Genomic DNA, 15,371 nt, shown 5'->3' on the forward strand with positions numbered 1-15,371 from the left:
GTATGCGCCCGAAAAATGTCCCTGTCAAGACGGAAAAGCGGGGCTGCGGCCGGAGAGCCTCCCGAACGGTACCGGCTAACGGCGCGGATAGACGTATTCTTCAGCGCGTTCAGCCGGACTTATCGATTCCACAAGGATTTGCGGTTCGGGATTTCCGTGATAAGTGCCTACGGAAAGGGTGCCGCTCACGGTTACCCATTTCCCTTTTTCCAAATTATGCGCGTTATCGTAACGGCAAATAAGGCCGTAAGGTACAAGGTCGGCGGCACAGCACACCATAAGAAGGCGGGCGGGAATAAATTCGTTTTCTTTCATAAATTGACTGTCATAAAAAATCATACCCGTAATTTCAATATGCCAGCCGTCAAAATCAGCGGGGTGTTTATAAACGGCATCCGTCCAATCCAAAAAATCATCATTATGCACGGTAATACTGCGGTTTTCGGCATCATAGCCTGCAAGCTTTGTATAGGGCTTGGGCTTTTTTTGTAAAAGAGAGTCCTCATCGATTTCTTTTTTTTGTACCGGGAAAGCTTTGTTTTCCGCCGGAGGATTTAAAAACGGATTCATTGTTTCGGCAAGGGCGGGCGGAGCGGAGCGTGATGAAAACGCCGGGGAGCCTGCAAAGGAAACCTTGTCTATGCCGGTTTTTTCAAGCGGTAAGAGCATGAGTACAAGCGGAATAAGCAATACAAAAACCGATGTCGCAGAAAGCGGATAATGCGCTTCTTTCGAACTTTTAAAGGCCGAAAAGCTCCACAAAAACATAATCGCCGCCGTAAATATAAGCCAGGGCTTTATGCGCGGCGTAACGTACACAAGATATCCGCCTTCGATAACGGATTTTAAAAGAAAAAAGCCGAATACGGCGCATGCTGCAGCTTCAATATAAAGCTGTATGCGTTCTTTTTTAGTCACAGTAAAGCCTCCAGGCCCGAAAGCATTGCGCCGAGCACTACAAGATAACACACCGTAAATGACGATATAAGCAGGCGGAAGGTAAAGCGCTTACTAAAGCCGCTTGAAAGCATAAGCATGTTTTTAATATCCATCATCGGGCCAAAAACGAGGAAACCCATAACCGAACCGAGCGAAAAGCGCGGGATAAAGGTTCTGCCTATAACCGCATCCGAGGAAGAACACAGCGAAAGCAAAAAGGCAAAGCTCATCATAATAAATAAAGAAAGCGCTTTACCCGTGTTTCCCGTAATCAGGGGAAGTTTTCCGCCGAGGGTTTGAAAGGCCGCGGAAAGAGCCGCCCCGATTATAAGATAAGAGCCGACTTCAAAAAACTCGCGCCTTGCGTGCTCCAAAAAATGAACGAGCGTATTGAAGGCCCCTGCGTGCGGCTTTTCCGTATGTGAATCCGTTCCGGCTTCACAGCATGAGCAGGTACAGGAAGATTCGGTTTCTCCGTGTTTGAGGGGATTATGCGGTTTTTTAATTAAAAAAGACAGACCGGTCAGTACCGCACAGACAATGCCCAGCAAGGCTCGCGCCGCAACAATGCGCACATTGCCGCCGAAAGCGTAGTAGGTGGAAAGGATAACCACGGGATTTATAACCGGAGAGGCGCACATAAAAACGATTGCCGACGTGAGCGGAATACCTTTTTTTACAAGCGAGCGGAACACGGGAATCGAAACGCAGTCGCAAACGGGAAGACAAAATCCTCCGATTAAGGCAAAGACAATACCGCCTGCAAGGTTTTTCGGAAAATACCGCTCTATAAAGCGGCGCGACACAAACATTCCTATAAGAGAGGATAAAAGCACTCCCGTAATTAAAAAGGGAAAGGCCTGTAAAATAATTCCTAAAAAAGCTTGAATTGTTTGACTCATAAGAAGACTTCGGATTATATACAAAAAAAAGCCGTAAGGCAAGTAAGCTGCAAATCTTATCGATTTTATCGTTGTCAATACGTTCATCTTGATATATACTGCAAATATGCTCGAAAAACATCGATACTTTAAGCGGATGTATACTTAAAAATCATATGTCAGGGGTTCTCGGATAATGCGGACATTTGAAATAGAAATTATTGAAGGTCACGATCCTTCATCGTATTTTTGGTTTCATCCTGCCGTTTTGAAAAAGAATAAAGAAGATGACGTTTTTGATGTTAAATTGTACGCGGATGAGATTTCCATAGAAGAAGATGATATTCTTCATTTTCTGTACTATTTTTTTAAAAAATATTTTGATACCGACCTTGAATACAATGTAAAACGTGATTACTATGATATATCGCGCGCCGTTCCTGCGGAGTTTGAATGGTATTTGGAATATAATTTTTACACGTATGAAGCAATGGAACGTATGCTGAATGAGATAGATACCTATGCCGATTTATTTGAAAACGATTATGATAATCCCTTGACCGATGAGTTAAAAAAATCTATGGCGCCTCATTTTAATTACATATCGGATGATGAAGTCATAAATCTCGAAGAATACATTCAAAAAGGATACGTCCCAAAAGAACCCGATCGAGCGGAAAAATGTATGCGCGAAAATATAGGCTGCGCAATAGATTTTTACAAACGTTTTACCGCACGAATGCGGAAAATGATGAATGATAATCCCGACGCTTGCGTGATTGCGATTATGGGACCCTAGTCTGCGACGCCGGGCAAATCACGCCGGTATCAGCAGCGGATGTAAACGCAAAGAAGACCGATATTTTGCAATCGGTTTTCTTCTTTGCGCTCCGAATTTTATTGATTTTATTCCGCTGCGTTTTGTCCCGCAATACGGCCAAAGGTGATAATATCGGTTATCGCATTACCGCCCAATCTGTTTGTGCCGTGAATGCCGCCGGTAACTTCGCCTGCAGCATACAGCCCTTTGATAAAACCGCCGTCTGCCGACTTTACCTGAGCTTTTTCGTTAATCGCAAGTCCTCCCATTGTGTGGTGGGTAGCGGGCGACACTTTTTGAATAAAGAACGGACCCGTTTCGATTTTGCGCAAAGCTCCCGTTTTATTAAAATCGGTATCTTTTTTATTTGCAGCGAAGGTATTGAATTTTTCGATTTCGGCACTGAATGCTTTTTCGTCAATGCCGAAAAAGGCAGCCGCTTCTTTTAAGCTGTCCGCTTTTATAATCAATTTATTTTTTTCCAAATTTTTATATTCGATTGCATGAAGTTCTGTCATTTTTCCTATCGATTCGATTTCATTCCCCCACACCAAGTAAGCGCATCCATCCGTTTGAGCGAGAATTGCTTGAGAGATTACATCGCGCCTGCCGCCCTCATCGGTAAAGCGCTTGCCTTCTTTATTGACTAATACGGCACCGTCAAACCTGGCATTGGCAACATAAGAAATAGTTCCGTTTAACGGATTGCAAGCCGGATATACTTGAATATACTCCATATCGATTATTTTTGCACCGGCTTCCTGTGCCATAGTAATTCCGTCTCCCGATGAAGACAAAAGACAGGTTGTTTTATATTTTTTACCGAAATTCGGGTTATATTGCTCCCTCATAGCTAAATTTGCACCGAAGCCGCCGGTTGCCAGTATAACTCCGCGTGAAGCATAAAAGGTAATTGTTGTTTTATTGTTTTTTGCAATAATACCGTTTACCGCCTCATAATTGCGAATTAATTTTACCGCTTTTGTGTTGTAAAAAAAATCGATATTCAAATCTTCACATTTTTTTAATAGGGGCCGAATAATTGCATCGCCCGAATTTTCTTCGGGAATATATGTACGGGGAACGGAATGTCCTCCGAACTGTCGGACATGGTTTTGTTGAAAAGCAACGCCTATGTTATCCCGCAGCCATTCATACGAACCGAGGGCATTTTTTGTCAGAATTTCGATAAGCGTGATGTCGTTTTTATTATCGCCGCCTGCAACGATATCTTGAATAAATTGTTCCGGCGAATCGCGAATTCCTTTTTGCATCTGTAAATCGGTTCCGGGAACGCTTAGTGCCCCGCCCGATATCTGAGTGTTTCCGCCGGCAAAGCCGTTTTTTTCCAAAACGGCAACCCGTGCGCCTTTTTCCCGCGCCGTCAGTGCAGCCGTCAATCCCGCTCCTCCTGCACCGATAACAATAACATCATAAGAATAGGTCGTTATATCCGGTTCGGGGACCGGTAAAACAAGAGGCATCGATTGTATTTGTTTTTTTGAAGCGCCGGCGGCAAGCAATGTTTCTTTTAAAATTCTTTTTACACAGGAAGAGGTTATCGTTGCACCGCTGATTCCGTCTATATTTATAGAGTTGGAGTCGATTGCCGCCTTCGATATAAGGAATATTGCCTTCCCGCCGATTCCCTCTTTTTCCGATGATTGTAAAACGTCGATAGAAAAAATGGCTCCGTTTTTGACAGTGGTTTGCAGTTCAACGATTCCGTTGTTTCCGCCCGAAGAAAAAATATATACGCCGTCTTGAAGGTTGATTTTTTTCGCCGATATCGGTTTGCCGTTTTTTACTTCGTCCGAACAGGCGGAAAAAAGAAGGTAGAGGATACAGATAAAAGCAAAAGTTTTTAAATATATAATAATTTGTTTCATTTATATATATTACAATAATTGTAGTCAAAATACAACAAGGGGTGTTTAAAATACCGAGTTTAAGATGTAGGATTCCGTTTTTACTGCAACTTTTTGATTTTTCCCGTGTCTAAATTAACAAGACTGTTTTCTCTGTATGCCTGCATTTTTTTGGCGGCTGTCTTTTTTTAGGTGTTGACAAAAAGACTTAAAATGTCATATCCTGTGTGCGGAGAGAGAATGGCTGTTATAATATACGGAACGGGGAAGGCTCTTCCCGCACGCAAAATGACAAATGCCGATTTTCCCGCCGAGCTTGATACCTCGGATGAATGGATAAAAAGCCACACGGGGATTTCGTCGCGCTTTATTGCGGATAAAAACCAAAGCGGTGCATTGCTGGCTGCCGCTGCGTGCAGGGAAGCGATGAAGGGCTTGGAAAACGGTGCGGCTGTAAAAGCGCAGGATATCGATTTGATTATCTGTGCGACCGCAACGCCCGATTACGGCGGCTTTCCTTCCGATGCCTGTATTGTACAGCGCGAATTGGGGGCAAAAAATGCCGCCTGTTTCGACATATCCGCGGCTTGTTCGGGCTTTTTATATGCCCTTGACACGGCGGCCGCCCTTATGGAGCGGAATAAAAACCGCTATGCTTTAGTGTGCGGCTGTGAAATATTGAGCCGCATTGTGGATTGGAATGACCGTTCCACCTGTGTGTTGTTCGGCGACGGCGCCGGAGCGGTGCTTTTAAAAAATACCTTTGAAAAAAACGGCCGCGGTATCGGTGCCGCGGTTTCGGGTTCGGACGGACGGGGCGCCGAGCACTTGTATATCGACGAGAACAGGCATATCCGTATGAACGGGCGCGCCGTCTATACCTTTGCCGTAAAAATTATCGCCGATACGGTAAAAATCCTGCTTGAACGGGAAGGTTTGAGCATGGACGATGCGGATTTAATTGTCTGCCATCAGGCGAACAGGCGGATTTTGGAAGCGGCGGCGAAACGCTTACACTGCGATTTTGCAAAATTCGTGTGCAATATGGAAGAATACGGAAACACTTCCGCCGCTTCGGTTCCGATTACCCTCGACGATTTGATAAAAAGCGGCCGTCTGCGCAGGGGCATGACGATAATATGCGCCGGCTTCGGTGCAGGACTTACTTGGGGCGGCTGTGTAATACGGTTTTAGCTGAGTGCGGAAAAGGTTGTAAGATATGAAATATGTATTTTTATTTTCAGGGCAGGGTTCGCAGTTTAAGGGGATGGCCGAAGATATTTGTAAAGCACATCCTCAAGCCCGCGCCGTTATAGATGAGATGAGTTCAATAACCGGCGAAAACATAGCGGAACTTTTATGGAATACCGAAAAAGAAGAACTTTCACGAAGCGATAAAAGTCAGCTTGCCATCACTGCCGTTGAATGTGCCGTTTTGGCGGTTTTAAAAGAAAAGGGAATAGTTCCTTCCGCCGTTGCAGGCTTCAGTTTGGGAGAGTTTCCCGCCCTCTATGCCTCCGGTGTTTTGGATTTTGAGTCAACGGTGCGGATTGTGCAAAAACGCGGCCGTATTATGCAAACGGCTTGCGAACAAATAGCAGCAGCTTCGGCGGGAAAACCCTGCGGTATGGCGGCCGTTATACGGCTTGAAGCGGAAAAAATAGGTGAGCTTTTAGCGCCTTATTCGAATGCCGAAACGGGAAATGTTTTTGCCGCAAATATGAACAGTCCCGCGCAAACGGTTGTATCGGGTACGGCCGAAGGTTTGGATACGGCCGAAACATTGTGCAAAGAAGCGGGAGCAAAGCGTTTTATCCGCCTTGCGGTTGCAGGCCCCTTCCATTCGCCCCTTATGAAAAATGCGGCACTCGAATTTGAAGCGGCCTTAAAAGACTTTACCTTTTCCGACCCGAAAATCCCGCTTTTTTCAAACGTAACGGGAAAACGCCTTGTATGCGGCGCGGAAGCGAAAAAAAATGCCGTATTGCACATCACTCATCCGGTATTGTGGACGGATGAAGAACAGGAAATCGCTTTTTTTATAAAAGCGGAACAAATAGGTTCGGTGTTGGAAATCGGGCCGGGAAATACGTTGTGCAATTTATGGCGCGACGGCGGATATTCGGATACGGCTTGCCTTCCGACCGGAACGGCCGAAAGTTTGGACGCGGTTTTAAGCGCTCACGCCTGTTAAAGGCGGCGATTGCGGGGCTTTGTAATCGGGAAAAGAATATTTTTTATAGATGAGGTTTGACTTATGTTGTTAAAAGGAAAAAAAGCATTGATAACGGGTTCGTCCCGCGGTATCGGAAAAGAAACGGTAAAACGCTTTCTGGAAGAGGGAGCCGAAGTATGGGGTCTTTGTACAAAGCCTTCCGCTTCAAAGGCCGAACTTGAAGCTTTCGCCGCCGAAAAAGGAAGCGCTTTTCACGAAATATATGCAGACTGCGGCGATGCGGCCGTTTTAACTGATACCGTAAAAAAAGCCCTTGAAGAATCCGGCGGTTTTGACGTATTGGTAAACAACGCAGGTATTACCCGCGACGGCCTTTCGTTCCGCATGAAGCTGGAAGATTGGGAAAGCGTTTTGCGCGTAAACCTTACCGGTGTTTTTGTCGCCTCTCAAATCGTATCCTCGGATATGATACGTAAACGCAGCGGTTCCATCATCAATATGTCGAGCATTGTCGGCTTACACGGTCAAGGCGGTCAGGTAAATTATTCCGCCAGCAAAGCCGGTCTTATCGGTTTTACCAAGAGCCTTGCAAAAGAAACGGCAGGCCGCGGCGTGCGCGTCAATGCGATTGCCCCCGGCTATATCGAAACGGATATGACGGCGGCCGTAAACGAAGAAATGCGCAAAGCATGGGTTGAAGGCATTCCGCTTAAACGCTCCGGACAGCCTGCGGACATTGCAAACGCAGCCGTCTTTTTGGCATCGGATTTGTCACAGTATATCACCGCTCAGGTTCTCGGCGTTGACGGCGGCCTCGGTGCATGATAAGGAGTGAATATATGAGAAGAGTTGTTATTACGGGAATGGGGGCGGTAACGCCTTTGGGAAACAGTCTCGATGAAACATGGAAGGGTATAAAGGAAGGAAGGTGCGGTATCGGGAACATAACCGGTTTCGACTGCTCCGATTATAAAGTTCAAATTGCGGCGGAAGTAAAAAACTTTGACGCTTCGCAGTTTGTGGATAAGCGTGAAGCGCGTAAAATGGCGCGTTTTACCCAATTTGCCGTTGCAGCCGCAGTTCAGGCAATGCAGGATGCGGGCCTTACAAAAGAAACGATAGACGGAAACCGCACCGGCGTTATGCTCGGAAACGGGATCGGCGGCTTTGAAATCTATGAAGGCTCTTTTAAAAAATACTTTGAATCCGGCCCTGCGCGCATTCCTCCGATGACCGTTCCCCTGCTTATTCCCAACGAAGCTGCGGGAAACATCAGTATGCTTTTAGGCATTCACGGTCCCTCATGGACGCTTGCTACCGCATGCGCTTCGGGTACGGACGCCCTGGGCAATGCCTTGGATATGGTGCGCTCCGGCCGCGTGGATATGTGTTTTGCAGGCGGAACCGAAGCGACCGTTACGGGCTTCGGCATAAGCTGTTTTACGATTTTGCAAACCCTCGCTTCCGATTACAACGAGGAACCCGCAAAGGCGTGCTGTCCCTTCGATAAAAAACGCTCGGGCTTTATTATGGGTGAAGGCGCCGGTATTTTAATTTTGGAAGAATACGAACACGCAAAAAAACGCGGTGCAAAAATCTACGCCGAATTTGCAGGCTACGGCGCATCCTCGGACGCATACCACCTTACAAGCCCCGACCCGTCGGGAGAAGGCGGCGCCCTTGCGATGATCAATGCGCTCAAAGATGCGGGCATAAAAGCCGAAGACGTGCAGTATTACAACGCGCACGGAACGTCAACGCCCATCAACGATCCTGCGGAAACCGCAATGATAAAAAAAGCCTTCGGCGATCATGCCTATAAAATGAAGATATCGTCAACAAAGTCGATGATAGGCCACTGTTTGGGAGCCGCCGGCGCCTTGGAAGCAATTTTTTGCGTAAAGGCGATTCAGGACGGATTTTATCCCCCGACAATCAATTTAACCGAACCCGACCTTGAAGCGGGGTGCGATTTGGATTATATTCCCAATAAGGGAGTTGAAGGAACAATCAACTGCGCCGCATCCGGCTCCCTCGGTTTCGGCGGGCATAACGGCGTTGCCGTATTCAAAAAGGCGGAAGCATGAGTTTAACAAAGGATATAGAAAAACTGATACCGCACCGCAGTCCCTTTTTGTTTGTCGATGAAATTATTTCGGCCGACGAAAAGGGCAGTGTGAGTGAGCACGTATTTACCGAAAACGAATTTTTCTTTAAAGGACATTTTCCCGAATATCCGGTTGTGCCCGGCGTTATTTTGGTGGAAACCATGGCTCAAGCCGGCGGTGCCGCGCTGAGTTTTCAAAACGTATTTGAAAAAAACGCCCTGTTTTTTTTGGCGACCGTGGACAAGGTAAAATTCCGCTCGCAAGTGCGCCCCGGCGACAAGGTGCGTATGGAAGTAACGAATTTGCGTGTTTCGCCGCGCATGATTAAACAGGCGGGCAAAGCCTATGTCGGCGATACCCTTGCGGCCGAAGCCGAATGGATGTGCCTTGTAGGAAAGGGGCAGAACTAAAAAACTTGTATATTATATGCACGTTCTCGCTTCGCTGTGAACGTGCGTAAAAAGTCAATCGAAAGTTGATACTTTCTTCTTGACTTTTTATAGGAGTGAATATGATTATAAAACCGATGGTACGCGGAAGCGTGTGTTTGAACGCTCATCCTGCAGGATGTAAAAAGGCCGTAGAAGATCAAATTGCATATACAAAAAAACAGTCGGCCTCTTATGCAAAAAAAGGTGCGCCTCAAAACGCCCTTATTTTAGGCTGTTCCAACGGATACGGTCTTGCAAGCCGCATTGTCGCAGCCTTCGCTTACGGCGCCGCTACTATCGGCGTGTCCTTTGAAAAAGCGGGAAGCGAAACCAAGTGGGGAACCCCCGGCTGGTACAACAACCTCGCCTTTGATAAGGCGGCCGAACGCGACGGCTTGTTTTCGCACACGATAGACGGAGATGCTTTTTCCGATGAAATTAAGCAAAGCGTTATAGAAGCGGCAAAAAAGCAGGGTATGAAGTTCGACCTGGTGATTTACAGTTTGGCAAGTCCCGTCCGCACCGACCCCGACACTGGCATTATGCACAAGTCGGTTTTAAAGCCCTTCGGAAAAACCTTTACGGGAAAAACCCTCGATCCTTTTACCGGAGAACTCAAAGAAATTTCCGCAGAGCCTGCAAGCGATGAAGAAGCCGCCGCAACGGTTAAGGTTATGGGCGGCGAAGACTGGGAGCGCTGGATTAAAAAATTATCGGAAGCCGGAGTACTTGCCGACGGCTGTGTAACCGCCGCGTATTCCTACATCGGCCCGGAAGCGACTCAAGCCCTCTACCGCAAGGGAACAATCGGTAAGGCAAAAGAACACCTTGAAGCGACCGCCCACAGCTTAAACGATTTTATGAAGGCTTTTGCGGGCAAGGCATTCGTATCGGTCAACAAGGGATTGGTTACGCGCGCAAGTGCGGTTATTCCCGTTATTCCCCTGTATTTGGCTTCGTTGTTTAAGGTGATGAAAGAAAAGGGCAATCACGAAGGCTGTATAGAACAGATAAACCGTCTTTTTTCGGACAGATTGTACCGCGCCGACGGAATTGTCTCCGTAGATTCGGAAAACAGAATCCGCATAGACGATTGGGAGCTTTCCGACGATGTACAAAAAGCGGTTGACGCCTTAATGATACAGGTTACGAGCGAAAACAGCGAAAAACTTACCGATTTGGCGGGTTACAGGCACGACTTTTTGGCTTCAAACGGTTTCGATATTGAAGGCGTCGATTACGATGCCGATATCGCCCGCTTTGACGTAATATAAGCGTTTCCGATAGCTCGCAATAGCACGCGATTGCACGCAATAGCAAGCAATAGCAAGGATTGTATATGAAAGAAGAATTTATATTAAAACTTTTTGAAAAGTTTGAAAAAAGCTCATCGGTTGTCATGCACATAAAAGAAGGCGATTATGAATTGCTTTTAAAAAAAGAAGGGGCCTTTGCGAAGACGGATTCGCCGTCCGCCGCGGCAGCCTTTCCTTCCGTGATGTATGCCGCTCCTCCGGCTTTTATGCCGGCGGGGGTTCCGGCAGGAGGCCCTGCTGCGGCTCATGAGGCTCATGAGGCTCATTCGGCCGCGGCTCAAAGCGCCCCGGTACAAGGTGCTGCGGGAAGTTCCGCTCCGGCATCTTCCGGCGGACAAGCTGTATCAGGCGCCCCGGCTGCCGATAAAAACCTTGTTTTTATTAAAAGCCCGATTGTCGGAACCTTTTACCGCTCGCCCTCGCCGGATTCCCCTCCCTATGTTGAAAAGGGAACGGCGGTTAAAAAGGGTCAGCCCCTGTGCGTCCTTGAAGCGATGAAAATGATGAATACCCTCGAATGCGAATACGACGGCGTTATCGAGGACATTTTGGCTTCAAACGGCGATTTGGTTGAATTCGACCAAAACATTTTTGCGATTCGGGTAAAATAATGATAAAAAAATTGCTTGTTGCAAACAGGGGCGAAATCGCCGTGCGCATTATCCGCGCATGCCGTGAGTTGGGCATTAAAACGGTTGCCGTGTATTCAAGCGCCGATAAAGATTGTTTGCACGTAAAGCTTGCCGACGAAGCCTTTTGTATCGGACCGGCTCCTTCGGCTAAAAGCTATTTGAACCGCACGGCCCTAATCACCGTCGGTTTAAGTACGGGCTGTGAAGCTTTACATCCGGGCGTCGGCTTTTTATCCGAAAATGCCGAATTTGCGCGCGAAGTTGAAAAAAGCGGTATGCACTGGATAGGCCCCGACGCTTCGGTTATCGAAATGCTCGGCGATAAGGTGCAAGCGCGCGCAACGGCGCAAAAAAGCGGTCTTCCGGTAACGCCCGGCTCGGACGGAGCGGTGAAAAATGCCGAAGAAGGCGCAAAAATCGCCGAAAAATGCGGTTATCCGGTTATTATCAAAGCGGCTTCAGGCGGCGGCGGTAAGGGTATGCGTATCGTCCGGAAAAAAGAAGATTTGGCGGAAAACCTGACTATCGCTTCGGCCGAAGCTTTGGCAAACTTTGCCGACGGAACCGTGTATATAGAAAAATACCTCGTTGATCCGCGCCACGTTGAGCTGCAGATTTTGGGAAACGGAAAGGGCGCTGTCGCCGTTTTGGGCGAGCGCGATTGTTCGGTTCAAAAAAATCATCAAAAATTGATAGAAGAAAGCCCCTCTCCCGGTGTAAGCGATAAAATGCGCGAAAATATGTGCCGCGGAGCGGTTAATCTTTTTTCGTCGCTTAAATACCGCGGAGCCGGTACCATCGAGTTTTTGGTGTCGGGCGACAATTTTTATTTTATGGAAGTAAACGCGCGCATTCAGGTTGAACATCCCGTGTCCGAAATGGTAACGGGAACCGACCTTATCTGCGAGCAAATCCGCGTATGCACGGGCGAAAAGATGAACCTGCCTTCGGGAATTCTTCCCGTCAAGGGCTGGTCGATAGAAGCGCGCATAAACGCTTTTACTCCCGGCTTAATTAAAAACCTTCGGGTTCCCGGCGGAAACGGCGTGCGCTTCGACAGCTTTTTGTATCAGGGCTATACGGTTGTTCCCTTTTATGACTCGATGACCGCCAAACTCATTGTACACGGTCAAAACAGAAAACACGCCGTACAAAAGCTTTTGTGCGCCCTCGATGAACTTTATATAGAAGGCATCAAAACGAACACGGATGAACAAAAGCTGATTTTAAACTCACCGAAATTCCAATCCGGCAATTTCGGTACGGGCTTGTACGCGGAATTGTTCCCGCCGAAATAAGAGGGAAGGTAAAAAATAAACGGAGATTGTCCGAAAAATTCACTGTTCAGACAACCTCGATCTCTGTACAATACTCAAGTAGCTATTTCCAAATGATATTGTTTTTTACGGTATCTAAATAAATTTCAAGATTTTCTTTTACGGCATCGATGAGTACGTTTTTAAAAGGACTGTCGTCGTTATTCTGCTGCCGGCTTTCAATTGCATCAAGATATTCACTGCGCCGGCTCATTTTTATTATTGCAGGCGGAAAACCGTAATGGATGAGAATTAAATTCATAATTAAACGTGCTGTTCTGCCGTTTCCGTCAACAAAGGGATGGATGCCGACAAATCTCGTATGCGCTTCCGCCGCAATGAATACGGGATGTTCTTCTTTTTTTGAAAACAGCCAATCAAAATAAGCGTCCATCTCGTCGATAACCTTGAGCGGGTCGCAGAACTTATGAATGTTTCCGTTTTTCAATTTGACATACACGGGCACCTTTCTGTAGACACCTGCGTTTTCAGAATCGATGCCTTGCAATATTAAACGGTGAATATTTAAAATATCGGTTTTTGTAAAATCATGCAGTTCTTTTTTTGCCAGCTTTTCAATATAATCGATTGCTTCTTTATGATTGACGATTTCCAAATGCTCGCGGACGGACTTTCCGCCTATTGTAATACCGTCCAATAAGACAATACGCGTTTCCTGCAGCGTATAGGAATTTCCCTCGATTGCGGCAGAGTTATAGGTGAAATCGATATCAAACAGCGTTTTCAAACTTGCGGTCTGTGCCGCCGATAGGGGACGCAATAAATCAAGTTCGGACTTAAGCCTGTCAATCTCAAGCAATTTTGATTCCAATTCCATACGTTAAGTATACAGTTAAGTTCTGTTTTACGGAAGCGGTTATTTTTCGACAATTTTTGCTTTTTTGTCATAAAAAGACTGGAAAAAATCTTTATTTTGTGATACTATTAAGCATTGTGCCGGTACAATAAGCCGGCTTGTAAACGGAGGTGCTTATGGATTGTCCCCATTGTAAGGTATCGCACGACGAAGAAGTATTTAACGATAATTTGATGGTCTGTCCGCACTGCGGCTGCCATTTACGCATAGATGCCGCCCGAAGAATTGTGTATCTTACGGACGAAGACTCTTTTAAAGAATTGTATCATAACTTAAAAACGGGTAACCCCATCGAAATGGAAGGTTACGAAGAAAAACTGTCGGCGGCGGAAGCTAAAACGTCAATGAACGAAGCCGTCATTACCGGCTCCTGTACGATAAAGGGACGGCCCGCCCTGCTTGCCGTTATGTCGTTCAACTTTATGGGCGGCTCGATGGGTTCGGTTGTAGGCGAAAAAATTGCCCGCCTTATGCTCAAAGGGGCTGAAGAGCGGCTTCCGGTCATTATTTACGCAACTTCAGGCGGCGCGAGAATGCAGGAAGGACTTTTTTCTTTAATGCAAATGGCAAAAACCTCAAGCGCGGCCGCCGAATTGGATGAAAAGGGCGTGCCCCTGTTTATTATGCTGTGCGACCCGACCACCGGCGGCGTTACGGCAAGTTTTGCGATGCTCGGCGATATTATCGCGGCCGAACCGGGAGCCCTCATCGGCTTTGCAGGCCCGCGCGTTATCGAAGGAACTATCCGCCAGCAGCTGCCCGACGGTTTTCAGCGTGCCGAATTTCAGCTTAAAAAGGGCTTTGTCGACTGTATTGTTCCGCGCCAGGAACAGCGGCGTTTTTTTGCCCGCATGATAGACGCTCACTGTGCGCATCTTGCGGCGGCGAAAAAGAAAAAAACTGCGGAGGTGCATTCATGAGCGCAATCAGTCAAAACGAATTATTGGCCGGTTTACAAAACATAGCAAAAGAATCGGGCTTGGATATAAGCGAAGAACTGGGAAAAATCACGGCAAAACTGCAAAGCTGCTGTTCACTTTCGCGCACATGGGAACGTGTTGAACTTGCCCGCCACAGCGACCGTCCGCGCGCCCTCGATTACATCGATATGATTTTTGACGATTTTACCGAACTGCACGGCGACCGCTTTTTCGGCGACGACCCGGCCCTTGTCGGCGGCATAGGCTTTATAGAAGGGCAGGCGGTAACCGTTATAGGCAACCAAAAGGGGCGCAATTTGCGCGAAACCATAGACCGAAACGGCGGTATGGCAAATCCGGAAGGCTACCGCAAAGCCCTGCGCCTTGCAAAACAGGCCGAGAAGTTCCGCCGCCCGATTGTAACCTTTATCGATACCCAGGGCGCCTATCCGGGCTTGGGTGCCGAAGAGCGCGGTATAGGGGAAGCGATTGCCGTCAACTTGCGGGAATTCAGCCGGCTTAAAACGCCGATTATCTGCTTTATTATCGGAGAAGGCGGTTCCGGCGGCGCTTTGGGAATAGGCGTCGGCGATAAAATCTACATGCTCGAAAACGCCATCTTTTCGGTTATATCGCCCGAAGGCTGCGCTTCCATTTTGCTGCGCGATTCAAGCCGTGCAAAGGATGCCGCCGTTATGCTTAAAATCACGAGCCGCGAAGTGTTGGGCTTAAAAATGATAAACGGCGTTATAAACGAACCTGAAGACGGCGCTCATACCGACCCGCTTAAAGCTGCTCAAGCCGTGCGCGCCCAATTATTAAAGGACATTGCCGATTTAAGCAAGCGCGATCCTGCCGTCCTCGTAAAGTACCGCAGCAAAAAAATCCGCTCAATCGGCTGTTTCACAGAGTGAAAACCTTTACGGAGTAAAGCTTTCACCGAGTAAAACACGTCACTGAGTGAAAACCTTCACAAACTTATTGACGGCGAAAGAAATTTTGAAGCTATTATAATTTCAAAATTATCGCGCTATTATGCAGATAAAGCCTGAGCGGACGTTCGGTTATAAAATAATTGCCCGCCGGT

The 15,371-nt window shown here is 47.2% G+C and carries 15 protein-coding genes; 11 read left to right on the forward strand and 4 right to left on the reverse strand.

Going from position 1 to position 15,371, the window contains the following annotated elements; all coding sequences use genetic code 11:
* Positions 1 to 75 precede the first annotated feature (75 nt).
* Both H0R92_RS04395 and H0R92_RS04400 read right to left on the reverse strand, forming a co-directional pair.
* A complete protein-coding gene (locus H0R92_RS04395) occupies positions 76 to 918 on the reverse strand; it encodes a TIGR03943 family putative permease subunit (RefSeq protein ID WP_432961546.1) in 843 nt (280 codons plus the stop codon).
* Positions 915 to 1,841: a permease gene (locus H0R92_RS04400; protein WP_432961547.1), complete on the reverse strand. Its 927-nt coding sequence runs from the start codon at positions 1,839 to 1,841 to the stop codon at positions 915 to 917. The genes H0R92_RS04395 and H0R92_RS04400 overlap by 4 nt, the downstream gene beginning before the upstream one ends.
* Positions 1,842 to 2,016: 175 nt before the next feature.
* Between H0R92_RS04400 and H0R92_RS04405 the strand changes: the two genes are divergently transcribed.
* Positions 2,017 to 2,619: a hypothetical protein gene (locus tag H0R92_RS04405; protein ID WP_432961548.1), complete on the forward strand. Its 603-nt coding sequence runs from the start codon at positions 2,017 to 2,019 to the stop codon at positions 2,617 to 2,619.
* Between the two features lie 107 nt (positions 2,620 to 2,726).
* On the opposite strand, the gene H0R92_RS04410 is transcribed toward H0R92_RS04405, so the two are convergent.
* Entirely contained in the window at positions 2,727 to 4,529 is a 1,803-nt protein-coding gene (locus H0R92_RS04410; protein ID WP_432961549.1) for a flavocytochrome c, read from the reverse strand.
* A 219-nt stretch (positions 4,530 to 4,748) separates the two neighbouring features.
* Here H0R92_RS04410 and H0R92_RS04415 point away from each other — a divergent pair, with 219 nt between their 5' ends.
* The 8 genes from H0R92_RS04415 to H0R92_RS04450 all read left to right on the forward strand — a co-directional run bounded on the left by H0R92_RS04415 (position 4,749) and on the right by H0R92_RS04450 (position 12,469).
* Complete coding sequence (locus H0R92_RS04415) at positions 4,749 to 5,702, forward strand: beta-ketoacyl-ACP synthase III (protein WP_432961550.1); 954 nt, start codon at positions 4,749 to 4,751, stop codon at positions 5,700 to 5,702.
* A 25-nt stretch (positions 5,703 to 5,727) separates the two neighbouring features.
* Positions 5,728 to 6,702, forward strand: coding sequence for an ACP S-malonyltransferase (locus H0R92_RS04420; RefSeq protein ID WP_432961552.1), 975 nt, complete (start codon positions 5,728 to 5,730; stop codon positions 6,700 to 6,702).
* Between the two features lie 63 nt (positions 6,703 to 6,765).
* Complete coding sequence (gene fabG / locus H0R92_RS04425) at positions 6,766 to 7,509, forward strand: 3-oxoacyl-[acyl-carrier-protein] reductase (RefSeq protein ID WP_432961553.1); 744 nt, start codon at positions 6,766 to 6,768, stop codon at positions 7,507 to 7,509.
* Between the two features lie 14 nt (positions 7,510 to 7,523).
* The gene (fabF, locus tag H0R92_RS04430) at positions 7,524 to 8,771 is read left to right on the forward strand and encodes a beta-ketoacyl-ACP synthase II (protein WP_432961554.1); all 1,248 of its coding nucleotides are present in this window, start codon (positions 7,524 to 7,526) and stop codon (positions 8,769 to 8,771) included.
* Positions 8,768 to 9,202, forward strand: a complete 435-nt coding sequence (gene fabZ, locus H0R92_RS04435; RefSeq protein ID WP_432961555.1) for a 3-hydroxyacyl-ACP dehydratase FabZ — start codon at positions 8,768 to 8,770, stop codon at positions 9,200 to 9,202. The genes fabF and fabZ overlap by 4 nt, the downstream gene beginning before the upstream one ends.
* Positions 9,203 to 9,303: 101 nt before the next feature.
* Positions 9,304 to 10,497: an enoyl-ACP reductase FabV gene (fabV, locus tag H0R92_RS04440; protein ID WP_432961556.1), complete on the forward strand. Its 1,194-nt coding sequence runs from the start codon at positions 9,304 to 9,306 to the stop codon at positions 10,495 to 10,497.
* A gap of 65 nt (positions 10,498 to 10,562) precedes the next feature.
* The gene (gene accB, locus H0R92_RS04445) at positions 10,563 to 11,150 is read left to right on the forward strand and encodes an acetyl-CoA carboxylase biotin carboxyl carrier protein (RefSeq protein WP_432961557.1); all 588 of its coding nucleotides are present in this window, start codon (positions 10,563 to 10,565) and stop codon (positions 11,148 to 11,150) included.
* The gene (locus tag H0R92_RS04450; protein WP_432961558.1) at positions 11,150 to 12,469 is read left to right on the forward strand and encodes an acetyl-CoA carboxylase biotin carboxylase subunit; all 1,320 of its coding nucleotides are present in this window, start codon (positions 11,150 to 11,152) and stop codon (positions 12,467 to 12,469) included. Before accB ends, H0R92_RS04450 begins: the two co-directional genes overlap by 1 nt.
* A gap of 82 nt (positions 12,470 to 12,551) precedes the next feature.
* On the opposite strand, the gene H0R92_RS04455 is transcribed toward H0R92_RS04450, so the two are convergent.
* Positions 12,552 to 13,325: a Fic family protein gene (locus H0R92_RS04455; RefSeq protein ID WP_432961559.1), complete on the reverse strand. Its 774-nt coding sequence runs from the start codon at positions 13,323 to 13,325 to the stop codon at positions 12,552 to 12,554.
* 155 nt (positions 13,326 to 13,480) lie between these two features.
* Between H0R92_RS04455 and accD the strand changes: the two genes are divergently transcribed.
* Together accD and H0R92_RS04465 are read left to right on the forward strand one after the other, a co-directional pair.
* The gene (accD, locus tag H0R92_RS04460; RefSeq protein WP_428770512.1) at positions 13,481 to 14,284 is read left to right on the forward strand and encodes an acetyl-CoA carboxylase, carboxyltransferase subunit beta; all 804 of its coding nucleotides are present in this window, start codon (positions 13,481 to 13,483) and stop codon (positions 14,282 to 14,284) included.
* The gene (locus H0R92_RS04465) at positions 14,281 to 15,198 is read left to right on the forward strand and encodes an acetyl-CoA carboxylase carboxyltransferase subunit alpha (RefSeq protein ID WP_428770513.1); all 918 of its coding nucleotides are present in this window, start codon (positions 14,281 to 14,283) and stop codon (positions 15,196 to 15,198) included. Before accD ends, H0R92_RS04465 begins: the two co-directional genes overlap by 4 nt.
* Positions 15,199 to 15,371: the final 173 nt, after the last annotated feature.

This window comes from Treponema sp. OMZ 840, from assembly GCF_050937815.1.
Lineage (GTDB): Bacteria > Spirochaetota > Spirochaetia > Treponematales > Treponemataceae > Treponema_C.

What these genes read in the sequence shown, in the direction of transcription:
- H0R92_RS04455 (WP_432961559.1), bottom strand. Translation starts at nt 13,325, where the DNA reads ATGGAATTGGAATCAAAATTGCTTGAGATTGACAGGCTTAAGTCCGAA.
- fabF (WP_432961554.1), top strand. Translation starts at nt 7,524, where the DNA reads ATGAGAAGAGTTGTTATTACGGGAATGGGGGCGGTAACGCCTTTGGGA.
- accD (WP_428770512.1), top strand. Translation starts at nt 13,481, where the DNA reads ATGGATTGTCCCCATTGTAAGGTATCGCACGACGAAGAAGTATTTAAC.
- accB (WP_432961557.1), top strand. Translation starts at nt 10,563, where the DNA reads ATGAAAGAAGAATTTATATTAAAACTTTTTGAAAAGTTTGAAAAAAGC.
- fabV (WP_432961556.1), top strand. Translation starts at nt 9,304, where the DNA reads ATGATTATAAAACCGATGGTACGCGGAAGCGTGTGTTTGAACGCTCAT.
- H0R92_RS04415 (WP_432961550.1), top strand. Translation starts at nt 4,749, where the DNA reads ATGGCTGTTATAATATACGGAACGGGGAAGGCTCTTCCCGCACGCAAA.
- H0R92_RS04405 (WP_432961548.1), top strand. Translation starts at nt 2,017, where the DNA reads ATGCGGACATTTGAAATAGAAATTATTGAAGGTCACGATCCTTCATCG.
- fabZ (WP_432961555.1), top strand. Translation starts at nt 8,768, where the DNA reads ATGAGTTTAACAAAGGATATAGAAAAACTGATACCGCACCGCAGTCCC.
- H0R92_RS04465 (WP_428770513.1), top strand. Translation starts at nt 14,281, where the DNA reads ATGAGCGCAATCAGTCAAAACGAATTATTGGCCGGTTTACAAAACATA.
- H0R92_RS04410 (WP_432961549.1), bottom strand. Translation starts at nt 4,529, where the DNA reads ATGAAACAAATTATTATATATTTAAAAACTTTTGCTTTTATCTGTATC.
- H0R92_RS04450 (WP_432961558.1), top strand. Translation starts at nt 11,150, where the DNA reads ATGATAAAAAAATTGCTTGTTGCAAACAGGGGCGAAATCGCCGTGCGC.
- H0R92_RS04420 (WP_432961552.1), top strand. Translation starts at nt 5,728, where the DNA reads ATGAAATATGTATTTTTATTTTCAGGGCAGGGTTCGCAGTTTAAGGGG.
- fabG (WP_432961553.1), top strand. Translation starts at nt 6,766, where the DNA reads ATGTTGTTAAAAGGAAAAAAAGCATTGATAACGGGTTCGTCCCGCGGT.
- H0R92_RS04400 (WP_432961547.1), bottom strand. Translation starts at nt 1,841, where the DNA reads ATGAGTCAAACAATTCAAGCTTTTTTAGGAATTATTTTACAGGCCTTT.